Below are 21,817 nucleotides of genomic sequence, written 5' to 3'. Positions count from 1 at the left end.
TTTTCCTCCGGCGTGCCGCCGCGGCATCCCGTCCGGGCGGGGGGCGGTCAATCCTCGAAATGACGGATGTAGTCGCTCCGCTCGAGCCACCACTGCAGGCTGTAGATCCCCTTGGCGGCCAACACCATCAGCATCGCGGACGCAAGTGCGAGGACAACGTTCATAATCGTTCCATTTCGCGTGCCATGAGCGAATTCTCGAGAAACCCGTAATGCTTCGGGTAGTGCCTTCGCTCCGAGACCGATGCATCGGTCGGGGTCGTGAGGATTCGCCGCGCGCTGGCAACCAGCCGGCCGCCGATGCTTCTGCGGCGCACCACCCCCAGGGCGGTCGCGGTGCCGAACACCACCTGCTGGGTGCTGATCAGAACCTCGGCGGGGGACACCTCCACCGGCGCAGCCGCGTGCTGTTGAGTGATGGGCTCGTCGAGGCCCGTTGGTGATACCAACATCGTCTACCTCTTTTCCGATGTGGCGCCTTGACCGGGCGATATGGTCTTTGGCGTTCCTACCGTACGGTCGACGATCACCCCGTGGCATGCGTAGTCGACTACCTCAACCGCCGCGTGGCGTGGCCACCCGGCGCGACGACCGATGACTTTGGCCCCTAGGCCGCCGCGCCGGGCGCGGCGACGATGACGTCACGGGCAAATGTGCTTGTGCAGGAGGCGTCGTGATCGAGCTGCTCGGGGATTTCCCCGACGACGTCGCCGCGTTCCGTTTCCACGGGCACGTGACCAAGGCCGATTACGAGACGGTGCTCATACCCGGCTTTGAGGACAAGCTGCGCCGGCACGAACGGGTGGGGATTTACCTCGAGATCGCCCCCGACTTCGTCAGTTTCGGCCCGGGCGCAGTCTGGGCGGATTCCAAGTTCGGTATCGGCCACTACTTCGACTGGGATCGCTGCGCGATCGTCAGCGACGTGGAATGGGTCAAGCAGATGGCCAGATTCAGTGAGCTCTTTGGTTTTCTCTGGCCCGGGCGGTACCGCACGTTTGACGACGCGAATGCCGATGATGCGCGCCAATGGATTGCGCAGCCGAACGGCAAGCGCGATTAGCGGCTACGGGTCGGGACCGCGTCCCATTGCCGTTGCAACTCCCGCTCGGCGGGCGTGGGAATCAGACCCGACGGCGCGAACCGTTTCGACGGCACCTGCTCCTCCTCCGTCAGCGGCCGGCCGCCGCCGCGAATCGCCCTGAAGGCGACGGCCGTTCCGGCCGCGAACACGATCACGACGACCAGGGCGAACAGGATCGACAGGGTGCCCTGGATGAAGGTGTTCCGGATGACCTCGTCGAGTTGGTGGGCGTTCTTCGCCGCACCGAATGCCGTCTTCCCGGCGCTGCGGGCGGCCAGGTACTGGGAATGTTGTGCCCAGTAGCCGATGGCCGGATCCGCCGAAAAGATCTTTTGCCACGACGCCGTCAGCGTGACGGCCAGATCCCACAGCAGCGGCATCCCCGGAATCCACGCCCACTTCAGCAAGCCCTTTTTGATGACCACCACGGTGATGACGGTCAATGAGATCCCCGCGAGCAGCTGGTTGGCGATGCCGAACAGCGGGAACAGCGTGTTGATGCCGCCCAGCGGATCGGTCACGCCCATCAGCAGGGTGCTGCCCCACGCCGCGACCACGGCCAGGCTGCAGAGCCAGACGCCGGGGCGCCAGCTGGGGTTCCGCAGTTTGGCCAGCGGGCCGCCGAAGTTGCCCAGCGCGTCGGAGAGCATGAAGCGGTTGACCCGGGTGCCCGCGTCGAGCGTGGTCAGGATGAACAGCGCCTCGAACATGATCGCGAAGTGGTACCAAAAGGATTTGAGCGCGGCGCCGCCGAAGACGCGCTGCAGGACGTCGGACATGCCCAACGCGAGCGTCGGCGCCCCGCCGGTGCGCGACACGATCGATTTCTCGCCGACGTCGGCGGCGGCCCGGCCGATCTGGCCGGCGGTGGCCGGGGCGCCGGACAGGCCGAGTGAGTTGACGTAGTCCGCGGCGGTGGCCGCGGTGCCGCCGGTCCGCGCGGCCGGCGCGTTGAGCGCGAAGTACAGGTGCTGGTTGAGGATCGACGCGGTGATCAGCGCCATGACGGCGACGAACGACTCGGTGATCATGCCGCCATAGCCGATCACCCGCATCTGCCCCTCTTTTTCCAGCAGCTTCGGCGTCGTCCCCGACGAGATCAGCGCGTGGAATCCGGACAGCGCCCCGCACGCGATCGTGATGAACAGGAAGGGGAACAGGGAGCCGGCGAACACGGGTCCGTTGCCCTTGGCGGCGAAGTGCGACACCGCGGGCGCCTGCATGACCGGCCGGGCGATGCAGATGCCGATCGCGAGCAAGGCGACGGCGCCGACCTTCATGAAGGTCGACAGGTAGTCGCGGGGCGCGAGCAGCAACCACACCGGCAGCACCGACGCGGCGAAGCCGTAGACGATCAGGCACCAGCACAGGGTGACCGGGGATAGGGTGAACCAGGCTGCGCCCCAAGATGTTTCGGCCACCCAGTTGCCGGACGCGACGGCGATCAGCAGCAGCGCGAAGCCGATCACCGAAACCTCCGTCACCCGCCCGGGCCGGATGAACCGTAGGTAGCAGCCCATGAACAGGGCGATGGGGATGGTCATGGCGATGGAGAACACCCCCCAGGGGCTTTCGGCCAGCGCCTTGACCACGATCAGCGCCAGCACCGCGATCAGGATCACCATGATGGCGAGGACCCCCACCAGGGCGGCGGCGCCGCCGGCCGCGCCCAGCTCGTCGCGGGCCATCTGGCCCAGGGAGCGGCCGCGGCGCCGGGTGGAGATCCACAAGACCAGGTAGTCCTGGACGCAGCCGCCCAACACCGCGCCGATGACGATCCAGATCGCGCCCGGCAGGTAGCCCATCTGGGTGGCCAGCACGGGGCCCACCAGGGGCCCGGCCCCGGCGATGGCGGCGAAATGATGGCCGAACAGCACGCGCCGGTCGGTCGGCACGTAGTCGGTGCCGTCGTCGAGAACCTCGGCGGGAGTGGCGTACTCGTCGCGCGGCCGGACGATCTTCATCTCGATCAAGCGCGCGTAGAACCGGTAGCCGATGATGTAGGTGCAGATCGCCGCGACCACGAACCAGACGGCGTTCACCGTCTCGCCGCGAACGAACGCGATGATCGCCCACGCGACGGCGCCGACGACCGCGATCGCCCCGAAGAAGAGCTTGTGGCGCAGCGTGATGGGGGACCGGTCGATGATCGCGACGGGCGGCAGGTCTTGATCGGTGCGGATGAAGCTGACGTCTTTGTCATGCTCTTCGACTGTCACGGCGGAAACCCTACGCGCGCAAAACCGACAATGCCTGTTGCAGGCGTGTTTTAGTACAGCGCGCGCACGGCGTCGATGGTGTCGGCCTCCGCCGGGCCCTTGTCGTCGCGGTAGCGCACCACCCGGGCGAACCGCAGCGCCAGCCCACCGGGATACCGCGACGACTTCTGCACGCCGTCCAGGGCGATCTCGACCACCTGCTCGGGGCGCACGTTGACCACGTACTCGTCCGCAGCGCCGACCGCGAGCTCGCTGAACCGGGCCGTCTGCCAGTCCAGCATCGCGCCGGTCATTCCTTTGAAAGTCTTTCCCACCATGACGAATTCGCCGGTGGCCGGATCCCGCGCGCCCAGGTGGATGTTGGAGAGCTTGCCGCGACGGCGCCCGGAACCCCACTCCACGGCGAGCACCACCAGGTCCAGCGTGTGCACCGGCTTGAGCTTGAGCCAGCCCGCGCCGCGCCGCCCCGCGAGGTACGGCGCGCCGGGCGCCTTGGCCATCACCCCCTCGTGGCCCGCGGCCAGGGTGGCGTCCAGGAAGCGGGCGGCCGCCGAGGGGTCCGACGTCAGCAACCGGTCGACGCGCTGCGCGGGCGGCACCAGCGCGTCCAGGGCGGCCAGCCGATCGGTGGTCGGCGCGTCCAGCAGGTCGGAGCCGTCGCGGTGCAGAACGTCGAAGAAGAACACCGAAAGCCGCTGCGCGGCAACCGCGGCCGCCACATCGACGGACCGGCCGAATCGCGAGGCCGTGACCTGGAAGCGGTGCGGTGAGCGGTCGGGCCGCAGGGCGATCGCCTCGGCGTCGGCGATCAGATCGGTGACCGGCAGCGCCAGCGTCGCCTCGACGATCTCCGGCAGCCGGGCGGTGACGTCGTCGAGGCTGCGGGTGTATACCGTGACCTCGTCGCCGGCCCGGTGAATCTGCACGCGTGCCCCGTCCAGCTTCGCCTCGAAAATCGTTGTGCCGTCGTGGCGTTCGATCGCATCGGCCACACCGGTCGCGGTCTGGGCCAGCATCGGGCTGACCGGGCGGCCCACCCGCAGGGTGAACGCGTCCAGGGCCGCGGCCGAGCCCGACAGGGCGGCGGCCGCGACGGCCGGCAGATCGCCGCCCAGCATCGCGGCGCGCTGCACGGACGCGACGGGGATACCGGCGGCCTTGGCGACGGCGTCGGCCATGATCCCGGCCAGCGCCCCCTGGCGCAGCTCGCCGCCGAGCAGCCGCACCAAAAACGCCTGCTCGGTTTCGGTGGCCGCGGCGAACAACGCGTTCAGGAGTTCGGCGCGCCGCGCCTGCGACCCCTTGCCCGACACCGCCCCGATCTCGGAGAAGGCGGCGTCGACCCCGGCGACGGTCAGCGTGGGGTGCTCGGGTGCCGGCGGCGGCCGGGAGCGCAACGACGCCCAGCCGACGCCGATCTGGCGTTGGCGCAGCTCACCCGAGAGCCACGAGACGATGATCGCCACCGCCTGGGGGTCGGCGGCGGCGCGGCGCAGCAGGTCGGCGATATGGGCGACCTTGGTCAGCCGCGACGACGTGCCGCCGACGTTAAGCGATGTGCTTGCGACGTCCAGGAGGCGCACGCCGCTCAGCTTGGCATGGCTCGCCGACAACCCGGCAGGACGGACACGCTAGCGTGCGTAGCTAACGTTACAAATTTCACGGATTCTGACAAGCCTGGAAAAGGAGGCCCGGATGGAGATCAACGGGAAGAAGGTCGTCGTCATCGGCGGCGCGTCGGGGATGGGTCGCGCCAGCGCCGAACTGCTGCACGAACGGGGCGCCGACGTCGCAATCCTCGACCGCGAGGGCTCCGACGGCAAGACCGTCGCCGAGGCCGTCGGCGGTTCGTTCTACCCGGTCGACGTCACCGACTTCGCCGGCACCGAGGAGACGCTGCAGAGCGCGGTCGACAAGCTCGGCGGCCTGCATGTGGTCATCACCACCGCCGGCGGCGGCATCGCCAAGCGGACGATGACGAAGAACGGTCCGCACGACCTGGAGTCCTTCCAGTCCGTCATCGACCTCAACCTGATCGCCACCTTCAACATCAGCCGGCTGGCGGCCGCCCACATGGCCAAGAACGAACCCGAGGACGAAGAGCGCGGCGTCATCATCAACACGGCGTCGATCGCGGCGTTCGAGGGCCAGATCGGGCAGGTGGCCTACACCGCGGCGAAGGCGGGCATCGCGGGCATGTGCCTGACCATGGCGCGGGACCTGGGTTCGCTGGGGATCCGCGTGCTGGCGATCGCGCCGAGCCTGTTCGCCACGGGGCTGACCCAGGGCATTCCGGATGAATTCGCGGCGGCGCTCACCAAGGACGCGGCCTTCCCGAAACGCCTGGGGCGCCCCGAGGAGTACGCCAAGCTGGTGGCGGCCATCGTGGACAACCCGATGCTCAACGGCCAGTGCCTGCGGCTGGACGCCGGGCAGCGCTTCGCGCCCAAGTAGGCACCCCCGCCCAGGCCGCCTCGGGGAATAAGTACACTCTTTAGGCAGCCGCCCCGCTCCCCCTCGGAGCGGGGCAGGCAGTCACCCCCGGCAGCGGCGCGAGGAGGCCCCTCATGGGTATCGCACTGACCGACGACCACCGCGAACTCGCCGAGGTAGCCCGCGCGTTCCTGACCGCGCAGAAGGCGCGCTGGGCGGCCCGATCCCTGCTCGACGCGGCCGACGAATCCCGGCCTCCGTTCTGGCACAACCTGGTGGAGCTCGGCTGGCTCGGGTTGCACGTCGACGAAGAACACGGCGGCTCCGGCTATGGGTTGCCCGAACTCGTCGTGGTCGTCGAGGAACTCGGCCGCGCCGTGGCGCCGGGGCCGTTCGTGCCGACCGTGATCGCGTCGGCGGTGCTTGCGAAAGACGGCACGCCCGAGCAGAAGTCGCGGCTGCTGCCCGGCCTGATCGACGGCACCGTCACCGCGGGAATCGGCCTGGGCGGCGAGGTCGCAGTCTCCGATGGCGCGGCCAACGGCGACGCCGGGATCGTGCTGGGTGCCGGGCTGGCCGACCTGCTGGTGATCGCCGCCGGTGACGACCTGCTGCTGCTGGAGCGCGGCCGGTCCGGTGTCTCGGTGGACGTACCCGACAACCTCGATCCGACGCGGCGCTCCGGGCGCGTCCGCCTGGACAACGTCAGCGTCGGCTCCGACGACATCGTGCCGGGGGCGCGGGAATCGGCGCTGGCCCGCGCGCGCACCCTGCTGGCCGCCGAGGCCGTCGGCGGGGCGTCCGACTGTGTGGAGGCCGCCGTCGACTACGCCAAGGTACGCCAGCAATTCGGCCGCACCATCGCGACTTTCCAAGCCGTCAAGCATCATTGCGCCAACATGCTGGTGGCCTCGGAGTCGGCGACCGCCGCGGTGTGGGACGCCTCGCGCGCGGCGGCGGAGGATGAGGACCAGTTCCGCCTCGTCGCCGCCGCGGCCGCCGCGCTGGCCTTCCCGGCGTATGCGCGCAATGCCGAACTCAACATTCAGGTGCACGGCGGCATCGGCTTCACCTGGGAGCACGACGCCCACCTGCACCTGCGCCGATCGCTGGTGACCGCGGCGCTGTTCGGCGGGGACGCGCCGGCCGCCGACGTCTTCGAACGCACCGCGGCCGGCGCCGTGCGCGAGAACAGCCTGGACCTGCCGCCCGAGGCCGAGGAGCTGCGCACCCGCATCCACGCCGACGCCGCCGAAATCGCCGCCCTGGACAAGCAGGCGCAGCGCGACAGGCTGATCGAGACCGGCTACGTGATGCCGCACTGGCCCCGGCCGTGGGGCCGCGGGGCCGACGCGGTGGAGCAATTGGTGATCGAGGAAGAGTTCCGCCTCGCGGGCATCAAGCGGCCCGACTACGGGATCACGGGCTGGGTGATCCTGACCCTGATCCAGCACGGAACGCCTTGGCAGATCGAAAGATTCGTGGAGAAGGCGCTGCGCAAAGACGAGATCTGGTGTCAGCTGTTCTCCGAGCCGGACGCGGGATCGGACGCGGCGTCCATCAAGACCCGCGCCACGCGGGTCGACGGTGGTTGGAAGATCAACGGGCAGAAGGTGTGGACCAGCGGGGCGCACTATTGCGCGCGGGGGCTGGCCACCGTGCGCACCGACCCGGAGGCGCCGAAGCACGCCGGCATCACCACGGTGATCGTCGACATGAAGGCGCCCGAGGTCGAGGTGCGGCCGCTGCGGCAGATCACCGGCGGCTCGGACTTCAACGAGGTGTTCTTCAACGACCTGTTCGTTCCCGACGAGGACGTCGTCGGCGAGCCCAACACCGGGTGGACGGTCGCTCGTGCCACGCTCGGCAACGAGCGCGTCAGCATCGGCGGCAGCGGTTCGTTCTACGAGGGTCTGGCGGACATGCTGATCGAGCTCGCGAGGCAGCGGCCGGATCAGTTGGCGGGGGCCAACATCCGCGTGGGCAACTACCTGGCCGATGACCACGCGCTGCGGCTGCTGAACCTGCGCCGCGTCGCCCGCAGCGTCGAAGGGGCGGGCCCGGGACCGGAAGGCAACGTCACCAAACTCAAGCTGGCCGAACACATGGTGGACGGCGCCGCGATCTCGGCGGCGTTGCTCGGGCCCGAGGTCGCCCTCGCCGACGGGCAGGGCGCGCTGGCGAGCCGCATGATCATGGGGGCGCGCGGCATGTCGATCGCCGGCGGCACCTCGGAGGTCACCCGCAACCAGATCGCCGAGCGGATCCTCGGCATGCCGCGCGACCCGCTGATCAACTAGCTGTTTGGCCGGCGAGCGGGCGTGTTTGCACAACGACACGCCGCGCGGACCGGCATTTTGCGCACGCTGGCACCTGGCGGGTTAGGCCGGCGCGAATTGGGGCGCGCCGCCGCTACCCTTCTCGGGCCGGATGTCGACGGGCATCCCGCACGTCACCGAATCGGGCTCACAGCCAACGATGTTGGCCGCCACCCGCAACCCGCTCTGTTCGGCGAGCTCGACGATCGCGATCACGTAGGGGGTCGCGATGTCGGGGTTGTACGGGTGGTGATTGACCGTGTAGGTGAACACCGTGCCGCGGCCGGACACGGCTCGCGCCACCAGCGGGGTGCCGCAGTCGCGGCATTCGCCGGCCGCGGGGTGAACCCAGCGCGCGCATGTGTCGCAATGTTCGATGAGCAGCTGGCCCGGCACCCCCAATACAGTACACTCTATTGATTCGAAGCGGGTGGCGGTTCGTGTGGACGGGCGGTGCGTATGACCTATTTCGAGAAGGACGCGATCTTGTCCGGGGTCGGCATCTCGCGAATAGGCCGTCGCACCGGCATTCCCGGCCTGGAGCTGACCATGGAGGCGGTGCGGGCGGCCATCGAGGACGCCGGCCTGGGCGCGGGTGACATCGACGGAATCGCGACCCTCGGCGACACGCCCGCCGCGGACGTCAACGCCGAACTGCGCATCGAGGCGGCCGACTGCGGAGCAGGCTTCGGAACCGGCGGACTGCTGAGCCCGGTGATGTCGGCGTGCCGCGCGGTGGCCGAACGGCGCGCCCGCCATGTCGTGGTGTACCGGACGATTCAGATGCTCGGCGGCACGGTACCCGTCAAACCGCAGGAGAACGCGCCCGCCCAACCGCTGGCGCGCATGTTCGAGGCGCCGGAAGGGGCGCCGCGCCCGGCGGTCGGCGCGATGGACGACGTCAACGATCTGGTTGCGGCGCACGCCTATTCGGCCGCGAACTGGCTGGCGCTGAACTGCCGCCGGCACATGGAGCTGTACGGGACCACCAAGGAACAGCTGGGCTGGCTGGCGCTCAACGGCAGGCGCAACGCCGCGCTGAATCCGCTTGCGGTCTACCGCGATCCGATGACCATGGCCGACTACCTGGGAGCGCGCCCGGTGTCCACGCCGTTCGGGCTGCTGGATTGCGACGTCCCGATCGACGGCTCGATCGCGGTGGTGGTGTCGAACGCGGAGTACGGCCGCGACTGCCCGCACCGCGCGGTGGCGGTCGAGGCGATCGGCGGATCCGACGGTGCCGGTGGCTGGTTCCACCGCGCCGACTACCCCAAGATGGCGATGTCGGATGCGACCGCGCAGATGTGGTCACGCACGCAGTTGACGCCGGCCGACCTCGACGTCGCCGAGTTGTACGACGGTTTCACGTATCTCACCCTGGCCTGGCTGGAAGCCCTCGGGGTGTGCGGCGACGGCGAGGGCGGGCCGTTCGTCGAGGGCGGCGCGCGGATCGCCCGCGACGGCCAACTGCCGCTGAACACCTACGGCGGTCAGCTCTCGGCCGGGCGCATGCACGGTTACTGGGCCCTGCACGAAGGGTGCCTGCAGCTGCGCGGCGAGGCGGGGGAACGCCAGGTCTCGAAACGCCCCGAGGTCGGCGTGGTCACCGTGGGTGGCGGGCCCGTCGCCGGATGCATGCTGCTCACATGCTGAGATAACTTGTGGCACAGCGCGATTCCGGCCCCGCGGACAAACTCGCCGCACAGGTTGCCCGCCACATCGAAGCGGACGTCGTTCGTCGCGGCTGGACCGTCGGTGAATCGCTGGGCTCCGAACAGGCTCTGCAACAGCGCTACGGCGTCAGCCGTTCGGTGCTGCGGGAGGCCGTTCGCCTCGTCGAACACCACCAGGTGGCCCGAATGCGCCGTGGGCCGGGCGGCGGGCTGCTGATCTGCGAGCCGGACGCCGGCCCCGCGACCCGCGCCGTCGTCATCTATCTGCAGTACGTCGGCACCACGCTCGTCGACCTGCTCAACGCGCGCCTGGTGCTGGAGCCCTTGGCGGCCTCGCTGGCCGCGGAGCGGATCGACGAAGTCGGCATCGACCGCTTGCGCGCGGTGTTGCGCGCGCAGCGGCACTGGCGGCCGGGCATGCCGGCGCCGCGCGACGAGTTCCACATCGCGCTGGCGGGGCAATCCAAGAGCCCGGTGCTGCAACTGTTCATCGACATCCTGATCAGGCTCACCACCCGATACGCCCTGCAGTCGCGCACCGACTCGGCAACCGAAGCCATCGAGGCGGTCGACCACATGCACAAGCACCACGCCGAGATCGTCGCCGCCGTCACCGCCGGCGACGCGGCGCGGGCCAGGTCGCTCTCCGAGCGGCACGTCGAAGCGGTCACCGCCTGGCTGCAGCGGCATCACCCCGGCGGCAAGGGCCGCCCGCGCGCGCCCCGCCGGCGGCTCGACGGCGATGCGCCGCAGGGCAAGCTCGCCGAGATGCTGGCGGCCACCATCGGCGACGAGATCGCCGACGGCGACTGGCAGGCCGGTTCGGTCTTCGGGACCGAGACCGCCCTGTTGGAGCGGTACCGGGTGAGCCGCGCGGTGTTCCGGGAAGCGGTGCGTTTGCTCGAATATCACTCCGTGGCGCAGATGCGCCGCGGGCCCGGTGGTGGGCTGATCGTCACCCGCCCGCGGGCCGAGGCGAGCATCGACACCATCGCCCTGTACCTGCAGTACCGCAAGCCCACCGGCGAGGACCTGCGCCGCGTCCGCGATGCCATCGAGATCGACAACGTCGCCAGAGTCGTCAAGCGGCGCACCGATTCCGAGGTGGCGGCCTTTCTGGATGCGAACCGGGGCGCCCACGAGGGCGGCGTTCGCGAGGCCCCCGAGGCTATGGTCGACGAGATCCGGTTCCACCTCGGCCTGGCGCAACTGGCCGGCAATGCGCTGCTCGACTTGTTTCTTCGGATCGTCATCGAGGTGTTTCGCCGGCACTGGTCCAGCACCGGGCAGTCCCAGCCGACGTGGGACGACGTGGCCGCCGTCGAGCACGCCCATGCGCGGATCCTGCAGGCGATCAAGGCCGGCGATGACAGCCTCGCCCGGTACCGCATCCGCCGGCATCTGGACGCCGCGGCCTCCTGGTGGTTGTAGCGACCGCCCCCGCGGCGCGACCCGTTCCGCTCGTTTGCATATCGAAGATCCTTATCGGGTATGGGGAGGGGGAATGTAGACGGCCGGTCCAGCAGGGGGTTGGCAGTAGTGATCGACAGCGACAGCGCTGGAATGCCGGGGGGCTTGAAGGGGACGCAAGCCGGCCGCTCGGGTTTCGTCCATTCCGCGTTCCTTTACTCTTCGCAGCGGGACTATCTGGAGTCTGTGGCGCGCTTCGTGCTCGACGGTCTGAGTGCCGACGAGGCCGTCCTGGTGGCGGTGCCCGACGACAAGCTGGCCCTGCTGCACGACGCCTTGTCCGGCTCGGTCGGCGGATTCACGGCCGAGTTGCGCATGGCCGACATCGCCGAGGTCGGTCGCAACCCGAGCCGGTTCATGGCGATGGAGGGTTCCTTCGTCGACGAACATCCCGACCGGCGGGTGCGGATCGTGAGCCAGCTGGCCTGGCCGGGACGCAGCGACGACGAGTTCGTCGCCTGCGTCGAGCACGAGGCGCTGGTCAACGAGGCGCTCGACGGCTACCCGGTGACGAAGTTGTGCCTCTACGACGCGAGCCGGCTCGATGACCAGCTGCTGGTGGAGGCCCGCGCGACCCACCCCTTCCTGTGGAACCGGGGTGCGCTGCAGCGCAGCGCCGAGTACGCGCCCGAGGACGCCCTGGAGCGCTGCAACCGGCCGCTCTATGCCAACCCGGGGGCCGTCACATACCTGGTCCGCAAGTCCGCGGACCTCAGTCCCGCCCGCTCGTTCGCCGTCAGCTACGCGGGCTGGGTGGGCATGTCCGAGGACGGGATCGACGATCTGCAACTGATCGCGACCGAGCTGGCCACCAACAGCCTGATGTACACCGACGGCGCCTGCCGGCTGGCCTTCTGGCGCCAAGACGAGCATCTGGTCTGCGAGGCTCGCGACACCGGACGGTTCGACGACCCGCTGGTCGGGCGCCTGGACCCGGGCCCCAGCTCCCCGGCCAGTCGCGGCCTGTACCTGGTCAACGCGATATCGGATCTGGTGCGCACACACACCACATCGAACGGGACGACGATCCAGGCCTATCTGCGGTTCGAGCAGTCGCAGGGGCCGAACGGCTGAGTCGCCGGGGGGCATGCCCCACCGCGCGAAATGAATTTGCGCCGCCGGCCCGCGGGCGTCTATCGTCGCGCTCGTGCGTCTTCTTCAGCGTGCCGTAGTAGCCAGCACCCGCAGCGGGGTCTGATCCCAGACCGACCCCCCGCTGTGGGTCGGAAGCTACTACCGTCGGTCGCCCCTCTGATCAGAGAAGACCGAAACCATGGCTTTATCCCCCTCCCGTTTCCCCTCGGCGCGCGAGTGCCCGGCGGCCGCGTGGTTCGCCCACCACTTCGGCGCCGACTTGCCGCGCGGTCTGCGGGCAGAGGCCGACGCGATGTCCTGGGAGAGCTTCGTCGCCAGCTACTGTCAGGGCGCCGGCCCGGTTCGGCTGGGGCAGTTCGCCTGCACCGACACCGAGCGGCCGGCCGGGCGCCTCGGCCCGCAGGCCCGCAACTATCGGGCCACGATCGCCGTCGGCGATCAGCTCGGAACCTGTTCGGTCGCCGCCAGCGGTCCGATCGCCGCGCTGACCGCGATGCTGCACGAGCGCGGGATCACGGTGGAGACGTTGAGGTTTCACCAGCTGCGCTCCGGCGGCATCACCGCGACGTTCATCCACGGCAGCAACGGGATTCGCACCGAATGGGCGATGGGCCTCGCGGAGGACCCGGCCCAGGCCGCGCTGCGCGCGGTGATCGCGTGCGCCAACCGGCTGCTCGGCGCCTGATCGGCGCCTAGAGCGGCCGCAGCACGATCGGCATGCCGTCCTTGGGCACCGGCATGCCGCCGTAGTCCCACTCGGCCTGGTATCCCGGGCGGGGCAACTCGAGCCGATACCTGCGCAGCAGGCGGTGCAGGATCGTCTTGATCTCCAGCTGCCCGAAGACCATTCCGATGCACTTGTGCGCGCCGCCGCCGAACGGTGTGAACGCGTAGCGGTGTCGCTTGTGCTCGTTGCGCGGCTCGGTGAACCGGTCCGGGTCGAATTTCAGTGGGTCCGTCCACAATTCGGGCAGCCGGTGATTCATGCCCGGGTAGGCGATGACGTTGGTGCCCTTCGGAATGTAGTAGCCCAGCAGCTCGGTGTCGCGGACCGTCTGGCGCATCGCCCACTGCACCGGCGTCACCAGCCTGATCGACTCGTTCATCACCAAATCGAGTGACTCCAGCTTCTCCAGCGAGTCGATGTCGAGCGGCCCGTCGCCGAGCCGGTCGGATTCCTCGCGGCAGCGCTGCTGCCACTGCGGGTGCGCGGCCAGGTTGTAGGCCATCGTGGTGACCGTCGACGTCGACGTGTCGTGCGCGGCCATCATCAGGAAGATCATGTGGTTGACGATGTCCTCGTCGGAGAACTTGTTGCCGTCCTCGTCCTCGGTCTGACACAACACGGACAGCAGGTCGGTGCCGGGGTTCGCGCGCTGCTCCTTGACGCGCTCGCGGAAGTAGTTCTCCAGCAGCTCGCGCGCCTTGAGACCCCGCCACCAGGTGAACGGCGGCACGGGAGTGCGGATGATGGCGTTGCCCGCCCGCGTGGTGATCGCAAACGCCTTGTTCACCTTGGTCACCAGTTCGTGGTCGGTGCCCGGCTCGTGGCCCATGAACACCATCGACGCGATGTCGAGCGTCAGCTCCTTCATCGCCGGGTAGAGCAGGAAGCGCGCGTCATTGGCCACCCAGTCGTTGGCGATCGTCTGGGAGACCACCTGGTCCATCTGCTCGACGTAGCTGACCAGGCGGGACCGGACGAACGCCTCCTGCATGATCCGCCGGTGAAACAGGTGCTCTTCGAAGTCCAGCAGCATCAGCCCGCGGTGGAAGAACGGCCCGATCACCGGGACCCAGCCCTGCTGCGAGTAGTCCTTGTTGCGGTTGGAGTAGATGACCTGGGCGGCGTCCGGGCCCAGCGCGGCGATGCCCGGAAGGACGGGCGAGTCCCCGAAGATCACGGGCCCCTTGGTCTGGTACATGTGCAGCAGATAGTCCGGTCCGCCACGCAGCATCTCGATGATGTGGCCGATGACCGGCAGGCCCGCGTCGCCGACGGCCGCCTTGAGCCCGCTGCCCGGCGGCGGCTCGGCGAGTTTGCGCTCCGGGAATTGCGTGTTCAGCAACCTGCGTTCGACCAACCCCATGCCGGGAAAGTTGTTGATCGACGGTGTAAACCGGCGCCGCGCCTGGTCGAGCAGGTAGTGCGGGGTGCTGATGGTGGCGGCCATTGAGGCTCCTTTGCGCTCCTGTGCAGGCCCGGGGACGGGTGACAGCGGTCACTGATTCCCATCCTTCGGGAAAAACTTGACGGCTGTCAAGTTTGCTTTTCCCACGGCGTGGTGCAAGGTCGGGGGGTGAGCAGCGCCGCCAATCCGGAGCCGGGCGAACCGGGCGTGCGCCGGCGGGGTGACAAGCACCGGCAGGCGATCATGCAGGCGGTGCGCGACCTGCTCGAGGAAAAGCCGTTCGCGGAGCTGTCGGTCAGCACCATCAGCGAGCGGGCCGGCGTGGCCCGATCCGGCTTCTACTTCTATTTCGACTCCAAGTACTCGGTGCTGGCCCAGATCGTGGCCGACGCGACCGAGGAACTCGAGGAGCTGACCCAGTATTTCGCGCCCCGCCAGCCGGGCGAGTCGCCGGAGCAGTTCGCCACGCGGATGGTCCGCAGCGCCGCCGCGGTGTACGCGCACAACGACCCGGTGATGACCGCCTGCAACGTGGCCCGCTACACCGACATCGAGATTCGCGACATTCTCGAGCGGCAGTTCGAGGTGGTGCTCCGCCAGATCGCGGCGGTCGTCGACGCCGAGATGAAGGCCGGGACCGCCAACCCGATCAGCGACGACATTCCCACCCTGGTGCGCACCCTGGCGGGCACCACCTCGCTGATGCTGACGGGCGACTCCATCCTGGTCGGCCCCGAGGACGACGTGGAGCGCCGGGTCCGGGTGCTCGAGCAGCTGTGGCTGCATTCGCTCTGGGGTGGCCGGCAGCGGTAAGGCGGTAGGGTCACGGCCATGGCACTGGGGTTTTCGAGGCCTTCGGGGGGATATTTCACGGGGAAGCGGTGTCTGGTCACGGGTGCGGCCAGCGGCATCGGGCGCGCGACCGCCCTGCGGCTGGCCACCGACGGCGCCGAGCTGTATCTGACCGACCGCAACGCCGACGGTCTCGAGCTGACGGTGGCCGACGCAACGGCGCTCGGCGCGGCGGTGCCCGTCCACCGCGCGCTCGACATCTCCGACTACGGCCAGGTGGCGGCCTTCGCCGCCGAGGTCCACGCGGGGCATCCGAGCATGGACGTGGTGCTCAACATCGCCGGCGTGTCGGCGTGGGGCACCGTCGACCGCCTGACCCACGAGCAGTGGAGCAAGATGATCGCGATCAACCTGATGGGTCCGATCCACGTCATCGAGACGTTCGTCCCGCCGATGGTGGCGGCCGGGCGCGGCGGGCACCTGGTCAACGTGTCGTCGGCGGCCGGGCTGGTCGCGTTGCCGTGGCACGCCGCCTACAGCGCGAGCAAGTACGGGCTGCGCGGCCTGTCCGAGGTGCTGCGTTTCGACCTGGCGCGCCAGGGCATCGGGGTGTCGGTGGTGGTGCCGGGCGCGGTGAAGACGCCGTTGGTGGACACGGTCGAGATCGCCGGTGTCGACCGCGAGGACCCCGGTATCGCGCGCTGGGTGGACCGCTTCAGTGGTCACGCCGTCTCGCCGGAGCGGGCGGCCGAGAAGATCCTGGCCGGCGTCGCAAAGAACCGGTACCTCATCTATACGTCGCCGGACATCCGCGCGCTGTACGCGTTCAAGCGGCTGGCGTGGTGGCCCTACAGCGTCGCGATGCGTCAGGTCAACGTGATCTTCACGCGCGCGCTGAGGCCCAGCCCGGCTCCGCTAGCCGGGCATCGCCAGCTCGAGTCGCACCCCGAGTAGCCGAACCGGGCGGTCCAGCTCGAAGAGGTCCAGGACGCGCAGGGCGGCGTCGGTGATGGTCTGCGGGTCGGTGGTGGGCGCCTCGAGCTTGCGGATCTTGGTGCGGGTGTAAAACGTGGCGGTCCGCACGGTGACGGCGACGCGGGTGACGATCCGCCCCGCGGCGCGCACGTCGCCGAGGGCGTGGCGCGCCAATGCCGTTACCGCGGCGTCCATTTCGGCGCGATCGGTGAGGTCGCGAGGAAAGGTGACGACGTGGCTGCGGGAGCGCGGGACCCATGGCTCGGAGCTGATGTCGGCGTCGCCGCCACCCTTGGCGAGCAGCAACAGCCACAGGCCGGTGCGCGGGCCGAACGTGGACGTCAGCAGCTCCGCATCGGCATGCGCGAGCTCTCGTACCGTGGTGATGCCAAGGGCCGCAAGCTTTTTCGCCGTCTTCGGCCCGACGCCCCACAACGCGTCGACCGGGCGGTCCGCCATCACCGTCATCCAGTTCGCGTCGGTGAGCGCAAAGACGCCGGCCGGTTTCGCGAAGCCGGTGGCGACCTTGGCTCGCTGCTTGTTGTCGCTGATGCCGACCGAGCAGGACAGCCCGGTTTCCGACGAGATGACCGTCCGGATCTGTTCGGCGACCGCCGTGGGGTCTTCGTCCGACACGCCGACGTAGGCCTCGTCCCAGCCCCACACCTCGACCGGGTGCCCCAGGTCGCGCAACAACCCCATCACCTCGTCGGAGGCGGCATCGTAGGCGGCCGGATCCGACGGGAGGAAAGTGGCGTCCGGGCAGCGCCGCGCGGCCGTGCGCAACGGCATCCCCGCGTGGACGCCGAACTCCCGGGCCTCATACGAGGCGCACGTGACGACCTTGCGCGGTTCGGCCGGATCGCCGCTGCCGCCGACGATGACCGGCAGCCCGGCCAGTTCGGGGTGGCGGCGCAGCTCGACGGACGCCAGGAACTGGTCGAGGTCCACGTGCAGGACCCAGCGCGGTGTCATCGCCCGCAGAGCTTGCGCGCCAGGCTTTCCCACGCGTCGCCCAACGCCGTCAGGGTGCGGCCGCGGCCGTTGAGTTGGTGCTCGACGTAGTCCGGATCGAGCAGGGCCAACAGGGCGTCCGTCTGGACGTCGAGATCGCCGGTGGTGTGCGCCGAGGCCAGCAGCACCCGCACGTGCGTGTGTTGCACCGCGGCGGCGCCCACGTGGCGCAGCTGCGGATCGCGGTTGGCGGCGGACAGCAGCGCGTGGTGGGTGTGCACGAACCGGATCCGCTCCCGGCCGAACGCCACCAGTCGATCCAGCGGCGGCGCGGCGGGGCCCAGCGGCGGCGGCCCGAAAAGGAAGGCCTGCTGGCTGGCCCGTTCGTCCTCGTCGAGCAGCACCATCATCAGGCCGGCGCGGCTGCCGAACCGGCGGAACAGGGTCCCCTTGCCGACGCCCGCGGCCGCGGCGACGTCGTCCATGGTGACGGCGTCGGCGCCGCGCTCGGCGACCAGGGCGCGGGCGGCCTGCAGTAACAGGGCTCGGTTGCGCGCCGCGTCGCCCCGCTCTTGCGGAACGGACACGGGCAATTCGCCCAGTGGCTCGACAGCGCGCACCACTGCACTTTAACGCCGCCGGAATAAACCGGACCAGAGTCCGGTTGGCCCGTGCAAAGATATAGACCAACGACCGAAGGGAACGAAACAGTGGCAGGGATACGAGTCTTGGCCTTCGTGGGCAGCCTGCGTGCGGCGTCGATCAACCGCCAGATCGCCGAGCTGGCGGCGTCCGTCGCTCCAGGCGACGTCACCGTCACGATCTTCGAAGGGCTGGGCGAGCTGCCGTTCTACAACGAGGAGATCGACGACGCCATGACCGCAGGCGCGCCGCCGCTGGCCCCGGTGGTCGCGCTGCGCGCCGCGGCGGCCGACGCGGACGCCGCCCTGGTCGTCACGCCGGAGTACAACGGCAGCATTCCGGCGGTCGTCAAGAACGCGATCGACTGGCTGTCCCGCCCGTTCGGCGACGGAGCGCTGAAGGGCAAGCCGCTGGCGGTCATCGGGGGGTCCTTCGGCCAGTACGGCGGGGTGTGGGCGCACGACGAGACCCGCAAGTCGTTCGGGATCGCGGGCGCCCGGGTGGTTGACTCAATCAAACTCTCGGTGCCGTTCAAAACCCTCGACGGCAGCACGCCCGCCGAACACCCCGAGCTGACGGCGAACGTGCGCGACGTCGTCGGCAAGCTCGCCGCCGAAGTGGGCTGAATTTAGCGACAACGAACAAGCCGTCCGCCGGCCACCAGCACCGTTTCGGCAACCGGATGGCCAAAGCCGCCAGCTCGGCCTGGCGGCTTTGCTGGCCGCCCGGTGGCGGCGGCCGCGGGATCGCGATCGTGCCGGCGCTGTCGGTGGCCGGTGATATACCGGTGCGCGTGGAACTCCTTGATGAAGATGTGACCTGCGACACGCCGGGCGTGTCCCGGGCGGAGGCCTTACGACCAGCGAATTTCAAAATTGTTATTCAGAACATCTTGTATCTGGACAACTTGTCGGCCACTAGGTGTAGTGTTTCGAGCACCGGCAGATCCCAGGATCCCCAGGCTGGCCGGGCTTGGGGGACCTCCCCGAATCGGCTCGAAGATGTCGAAGCAAGCTGCTCCGACGCGGACCGCCGGACGACGGGAAGGTGGGGCCCTGACGGGCCGCCGAACACAGCGAAGACAGAGTTTGTTGCAGTACCCCAGTAGTTGCCAGTCCGTAACACGTCCCCACCTTCCGCAAAGGAGCGGCATCCATGAGCATCACCGTCTACACCAAGCCGGCGTGCGTGCAGTGCAGCGCGACCTTCAAGGCCCTGGACAAGCAGGGCATCGCTTATCAGAAGGTGGACATCACGCTGGACGCGGAGTCGCGGGACTACGTGATGGCGCTGGGATACCTGCAGGCACCCGTGGTGGTGGCGGGCAACGACCACTGGTCGGGCTTCCGGCCGGATCGCATCAAGGCCCTCGCGGGGTCGGCGCTCAGCGCGTAGGCGGGACGTCAGGTAAGGAGGTTGCGGTGCCATGGACATCCCGGGGCGCAACCTCGTCTATTTCTCCTCCGTGTCGGAGAACACCCACCGCTTCGTGCAGAAGCTGGGTGTTCCCGCCACGCGGATACCGCTGCACGGGCGCATCGAGGTCGATGAGCCGTACGTCCTGATCCTGCCGACCTACGGCGGCGGCCGGGCCACACCGGACCTCGACGCGGGGGGTTACGTCCCCAAGCAGGTCATCGCATTTTTGAACAACGAGCACAACCGGTCGTTGATCCGCGGCGTCATCGCGGCGGGCAACAACAACTTCGGGGCCGAATTCGCCTATGCGGGCAACGTCATCTCCCGCAAGTGCGACGTTCCCTACCTCTACCGCTTCGAACTGATGGGGACCCCGGACGACGTGGATGCCGTCCGCGCCGGTCTCGCCGAATTCTGGAAGGAACAGACGTGCCACCAACCGTCACTGCAGAGCCTGTAGCCGTCGGCGCGCATGCGTCGTCCGACGAGACGGACTACCACGCTCTGAACGCGATGCTGAACCTGTACGACAAGGACGGCAGGATTCAGTTCGACAAAGACGTTCTGGCCGCACGTCAGTACTTCCTCGAGCACGTCAACCAGAACACGGTCTTCTTCCACAACCAGGACGAGAAGCTCGACTACCTGATTCGCGAGAACTATTACGAGCGTGAGGTTCTCGACCAGTACTCGCGCAACTTCGTCAAGGAGCTGCTGGACCGCGCCTACGCCAAGAAGTTCCGGTTCCCGACGTTTCTCGGCGCGTTCAAGTACTACACCTCCTACACGCTGAAGACGTTCGACGGGAAGCGCTACCTGGAGCGCTTCGAGGACCGGGTCGTCATGGTCGCGCTGACCCTGGCGTCCGGCGACACCGCCCTGGCCGAGAAGCTGGTCGACGAGATCATCGACGGGCGGTTCCAGCCGGCCACCCCGACGTTTCTGAACTCGGGCAAGAAGCAGCGCGGCGAGCCGGTGAGCTGCTTCCTTTTGCGCATCGAGGACAACATGGAGTCGATCGGGCGGTCGATCAACTCCGCGCTGCAGCTGTCCAAGCGCGGCGGGGGAGTCGCGTTGCTGCTGAGCAACATTCGCGAGCACGGCGCGCCGATCAAGAACATCGAGAACCAGTCCTCGGGCGTCATCCCCATCATGAAGCTGCTCGAGGATTCGTTCTCCTACGCCAATCAGCTGGGCGCGCGCCAGGGGGCCGGCGCGGTGTATCTGCACGCGCATCACCCGGACATCTACCGGTTCCTGGACACCAAGCGGGAGAACGCCGACGAGAAGATCAGGATCAAGACGCTGAGCCTGGGCGTGGTGATCCCGGACATCACCTTCGAGCTGGCCAAGCGCAACGAGGACATGTACCTGTTCTCGCCGTACGACGTCGAACGGGTCTACGGGCTGCCGTTCGCCGACATCTCGGTGACCGAGAAGTACTACGAGATGGTCGACGACGCGCGCATCCGCAAGACCAAGATCAAGGCGCGGGAGTTCTTCCAGACGCTGGCGGAGCTGCAGTTCGAGTCCGGCTATCCGTACATCATGTTCGAGGACACGGTGAACCGGGCCAATCCCATCGACGGCAAGATCACGCATTCGAACCTGTGCTCGGAAATCCTGCAGGTGTCCACCCCGTCGCTGTTCAACGAGGACCTGTCGTATGCCAAGGTGGGCAAGGACATTTCGTGCAACCTCGGTTCGCTGAACATCGCCAAGGCGATGGACTCGCCGGACTTCGCCCAGACGATCGAGGTGGCCATCCGCGCGCTGACCGCGGTGAGCGACCAGACCCACATCACGTCGGTGCCCTCAATCGAGCAGGGTAACAACGATTCCCACGCGATCGGGCTGGGGCAGATGAACCTGCACGGCTACCTGGCGCGGGAGGGCGTCTTCTACGGGTCCGAAGAAGGCGTCGACTTCACCAACATCTACTTCTACACGGTGCTGTATCACGCGCTGCGGGCCTCCAACCGCATCGCGATCGAGCGCGGCACGCGCTTTAAGGGGTTCGAGAAGTCCAAGTACGCCTCGGGGGAGTTCTTCGACAAGTACACCGAGCAGGTCTGGGAGCCCGCCACCGACAAGGTGCGACGGCTGTTCGCGGACGCGGACATTCGCATCCCTACGCAGGACGATTGGAAGCGGCTCAAGGAGTCGGTCCAGGCGAACGGCATCTACAACCAAAACCTGCAGGCGGTGCCGCCGACCGGGTCGATCTCCTACATCAACCACTCGACGTCATCGATCCACCCCATCGTCTCGAAGGTCGAGATCCGCAAGGAGGGCAAGATCGGGCGGGTCTACTACCCGGCGCCCTACATGACCAACGACAACCTGGAGTACTACCAGGACGCCTACGAGATCGGTTACGAGAAGATCATCGACACCTACGCCGCGGCCACCCAGCACGTGGACCAGGGGCTGAGCCTGACGCTGTTCTTCAAGGACACCGCCACCACCCGCGACGTGAACAAGGCGCAGATCTACGCCTGGCGCAAGGGAATCAAGACGCTCTACTACATCCGCTTGCGGCAGATGGCGCTGGAAGGCACCGAGGTCGAGGGCTGCGTCTCCTGCATGCTGTAGGAGCCCGCGACGGGAGT

Annotated in this window: 20 protein-coding genes; 13 read left to right on the top strand and 7 right to left on the bottom strand. The window is 68.4% G+C overall.

Annotated elements, in window-relative coordinates; translation table 11 throughout:
- Positions 1-160: 160 nt before the first annotated feature.
- Positions 161-451, bottom strand: coding sequence for a hypothetical protein (locus MTAB308_RS08355; RefSeq protein ID WP_157900926.1), 291 nt, complete (start codon positions 449-451; stop codon positions 161-163).
- 221 nt (positions 452-672) lie between these two features.
- Here MTAB308_RS08355 and MTAB308_RS08350 point away from each other — a divergent pair, with 221 nt between their 5' ends.
- Positions 673-1,062: a SpoIIAA family protein gene (locus MTAB308_RS08350; protein WP_077099048.1), complete on the top strand. Its 390-nt coding sequence runs from the start codon at positions 673-675 to the stop codon at positions 1,060-1,062.
- Here the strand turns inward: MTAB308_RS08350 and MTAB308_RS08345 are convergent.
- Entirely contained in the window at positions 1,059-3,302 is a 2,244-nt protein-coding gene (locus tag MTAB308_RS08345; protein ID WP_077099047.1) for a carbon starvation CstA family protein, read from the bottom strand. The genes MTAB308_RS08350 and MTAB308_RS08345 overlap by 4 nt on opposite strands.
- A gap of 50 nt (positions 3,303-3,352) precedes the next feature.
- On the bottom strand, positions 3,353-4,885 hold the full coding sequence (locus MTAB308_RS08340; protein WP_077100057.1) for an ATP-dependent DNA ligase: 1,533 nt from the start codon (positions 4,883-4,885) through the stop codon (positions 3,353-3,355).
- 112 nt (positions 4,886-4,997) lie between these two features.
- Between MTAB308_RS08340 and MTAB308_RS08335 the strand changes: the two genes are divergently transcribed.
- Both MTAB308_RS08335 and MTAB308_RS08330 read left to right on the top strand, forming a co-directional pair.
- The gene (locus MTAB308_RS08335) at positions 4,998-5,756 is read left to right on the top strand and encodes an SDR family NAD(P)-dependent oxidoreductase (RefSeq protein ID WP_077099046.1); all 759 of its coding nucleotides are present in this window, start codon (positions 4,998-5,000) and stop codon (positions 5,754-5,756) included.
- 113 nt (positions 5,757-5,869) lie between these two features.
- A complete protein-coding gene (locus MTAB308_RS08330; protein WP_077099045.1) occupies positions 5,870-8,035 on the top strand; it encodes an acyl-CoA dehydrogenase family protein in 2,166 nt (721 codons plus the stop codon).
- Positions 8,036-8,116: 81 nt separating this feature from the next.
- Here MTAB308_RS08330 and MTAB308_RS08325 read toward each other — a convergent pair whose 3' ends face one another.
- Positions 8,117-8,449, bottom strand: a complete 333-nt coding sequence (locus MTAB308_RS08325; RefSeq protein ID WP_077099044.1) for a Zn-ribbon domain-containing OB-fold protein — start codon at positions 8,447-8,449, stop codon at positions 8,117-8,119.
- A gap of 63 nt (positions 8,450-8,512) precedes the next feature.
- Here MTAB308_RS08325 and MTAB308_RS08320 point away from each other — a divergent pair, with 63 nt between their 5' ends.
- The 4 genes from MTAB308_RS08320 (at position 8,513) to MTAB308_RS08305 (ending at position 12,976) form a co-directional block, all read left to right on the top strand.
- Positions 8,513-9,706 carry a thiolase family protein gene (locus MTAB308_RS08320; RefSeq protein ID WP_077099043.1) on the top strand — a complete coding sequence of 398 codons (1,194 nt, stop codon included), beginning with the start codon at positions 8,513-8,515 and terminating at the stop codon, positions 9,704-9,706.
- A gap of 8 nt (positions 9,707-9,714) precedes the next feature.
- Positions 9,715-11,157, top strand: a complete 1,443-nt coding sequence (locus MTAB308_RS08315) for a FadR/GntR family transcriptional regulator (RefSeq protein ID WP_077099042.1) — start codon at positions 9,715-9,717, stop codon at positions 11,155-11,157.
- 108 nt (positions 11,158-11,265) lie between these two features.
- A complete protein-coding gene (locus tag MTAB308_RS08310; protein ID WP_077099041.1) occupies positions 11,266-12,270 on the top strand; it encodes an anti-sigma factor RsbA family regulatory protein in 1,005 nt (334 codons plus the stop codon).
- Positions 12,271-12,469: 199 nt separating this feature from the next.
- The gene (locus MTAB308_RS08305; protein ID WP_077099040.1) at positions 12,470-12,976 is read left to right on the top strand and encodes a 2-isopropylmalate synthase; all 507 of its coding nucleotides are present in this window, start codon (positions 12,470-12,472) and stop codon (positions 12,974-12,976) included.
- A 7-nt stretch (positions 12,977-12,983) separates the two neighbouring features.
- Here the strand turns inward: MTAB308_RS08305 and MTAB308_RS08300 are convergent, their stop codons facing one another.
- Complete coding sequence (locus MTAB308_RS08300) at positions 12,984-14,465, bottom strand: cytochrome P450 (RefSeq protein ID WP_077099039.1); 1,482 nt, start codon at positions 14,463-14,465, stop codon at positions 12,984-12,986.
- Between the two features lie 201 nt (positions 14,466-14,666).
- Between MTAB308_RS08300 and MTAB308_RS08295 the strand changes: the two genes are divergently transcribed.
- Complete coding sequence (locus MTAB308_RS08295) at positions 14,667-15,236, top strand: TetR/AcrR family transcriptional regulator (protein ID WP_083746530.1); 570 nt, start codon at positions 14,667-14,669, stop codon at positions 15,234-15,236.
- Positions 15,237-15,254: 18 nt separating this feature from the next.
- Positions 15,255-16,169 (top strand): SDR family oxidoreductase, encoded by a 915-nt coding sequence (locus MTAB308_RS08290; protein WP_077099037.1) that lies wholly within the window; start codon positions 15,255-15,257, stop codon positions 16,167-16,169.
- Here MTAB308_RS08290 and MTAB308_RS08285 read toward each other — a convergent pair.
- The gene (locus MTAB308_RS08285) at positions 16,131-17,165 is read right to left on the bottom strand and encodes a DNA polymerase IV (RefSeq protein ID WP_077099036.1); all 1,035 of its coding nucleotides are present in this window, start codon (positions 17,163-17,165) and stop codon (positions 16,131-16,133) included. The genes MTAB308_RS08290 and MTAB308_RS08285 overlap by 39 nt on opposite strands.
- Positions 17,162-17,764, bottom strand: coding sequence for a TetR/AcrR family transcriptional regulator (locus tag MTAB308_RS08280; RefSeq protein ID WP_077100056.1), 603 nt, complete (start codon positions 17,762-17,764; stop codon positions 17,162-17,164). The genes MTAB308_RS08285 and MTAB308_RS08280 overlap by 4 nt, the downstream gene beginning before the upstream one ends.
- Before the next feature lie 90 nt (positions 17,765-17,854).
- Between MTAB308_RS08280 and MTAB308_RS08275 the strand changes: the two genes are divergently transcribed.
- The 4 genes from MTAB308_RS08275 to nrdE all read left to right on the top strand — a co-directional run bounded on the left by MTAB308_RS08275 (position 17,855) and on the right by nrdE (position 21,800).
- Complete coding sequence (locus MTAB308_RS08275; RefSeq protein WP_425436221.1) at positions 17,855-18,412, top strand: NAD(P)H-dependent oxidoreductase; 558 nt, start codon at positions 17,855-17,857, stop codon at positions 18,410-18,412.
- Positions 18,413-18,941: 529 nt separating this feature from the next.
- The gene (locus MTAB308_RS08265) at positions 18,942-19,181 is read left to right on the top strand and encodes a redoxin NrdH (protein ID WP_066909125.1); all 240 of its coding nucleotides are present in this window, start codon (positions 18,942-18,944) and stop codon (positions 19,179-19,181) included.
- A 31-nt stretch (positions 19,182-19,212) separates the two neighbouring features.
- Positions 19,213-19,665, top strand: coding sequence for a class Ib ribonucleoside-diphosphate reductase assembly flavoprotein NrdI (nrdI, locus tag MTAB308_RS08260; protein ID WP_077099035.1), 453 nt, complete (start codon positions 19,213-19,215; stop codon positions 19,663-19,665).
- On the top strand, positions 19,635-21,800 hold the full coding sequence (nrdE, locus tag MTAB308_RS08255) for a class 1b ribonucleoside-diphosphate reductase subunit alpha (protein ID WP_077099034.1): 2,166 nt from the start codon (positions 19,635-19,637) through the stop codon (positions 21,798-21,800). Before nrdI ends, nrdE begins: the two co-directional genes overlap by 31 nt.
- Positions 21,801-21,817: the final 17 nt, after the last annotated feature.

The sequence above is a fragment of the Mycobacterium terramassiliense genome (genome assembly GCF_900157385.1).
Lineage (GTDB): Bacteria > Actinomycetota > Actinomycetes > Mycobacteriales > Mycobacteriaceae > Mycobacterium > Mycobacterium terramassiliense.
This window is presented reverse-complemented; position numbering and strand designations above follow the sequence as displayed.

Excerpts from the sequence above, each read along its gene's own strand:
- nrdI (WP_077099035.1), top strand. The coding sequence starts at position 19,213 with ATGGACATCCCGGGGCGCAACCTCGTCTATTTCTCCTCCGTGTCGGAG.
- MTAB308_RS08265 (WP_066909125.1), top strand. The coding sequence starts at position 18,942 with ATGAGCATCACCGTCTACACCAAGCCGGCGTGCGTGCAGTGCAGCGCG.
- MTAB308_RS08290 (WP_077099037.1), top strand. The coding sequence starts at position 15,255 with ATGGCACTGGGGTTTTCGAGGCCTTCGGGGGGATATTTCACGGGGAAG.
- MTAB308_RS08330 (WP_077099045.1), top strand. The coding sequence starts at position 5,870 with ATGGGTATCGCACTGACCGACGACCACCGCGAACTCGCCGAGGTAGCC.
- MTAB308_RS08305 (WP_077099040.1), top strand. The coding sequence starts at position 12,470 with ATGGCTTTATCCCCCTCCCGTTTCCCCTCGGCGCGCGAGTGCCCGGCG.
- MTAB308_RS08320 (WP_077099043.1), top strand. The coding sequence starts at position 8,513 with ATGACCTATTTCGAGAAGGACGCGATCTTGTCCGGGGTCGGCATCTCG.
- MTAB308_RS08355 (WP_157900926.1), bottom strand. The coding sequence starts at position 451 with ATGTTGGTATCACCAACGGGCCTCGACGAGCCCATCACTCAACAGCAC.
- MTAB308_RS08285 (WP_077099036.1), bottom strand. The coding sequence starts at position 17,165 with ATGACACCGCGCTGGGTCCTGCACGTGGACCTCGACCAGTTCCTGGCG.
- MTAB308_RS08335 (WP_077099046.1), top strand. The coding sequence starts at position 4,998 with ATGGAGATCAACGGGAAGAAGGTCGTCGTCATCGGCGGCGCGTCGGGG.
- MTAB308_RS08295 (WP_083746530.1), top strand. The coding sequence starts at position 14,667 with ATGCAGGCGGTGCGCGACCTGCTCGAGGAAAAGCCGTTCGCGGAGCTG.
- MTAB308_RS08300 (WP_077099039.1), bottom strand. The coding sequence starts at position 14,465 with ATGGCCGCCACCATCAGCACCCCGCACTACCTGCTCGACCAGGCGCGG.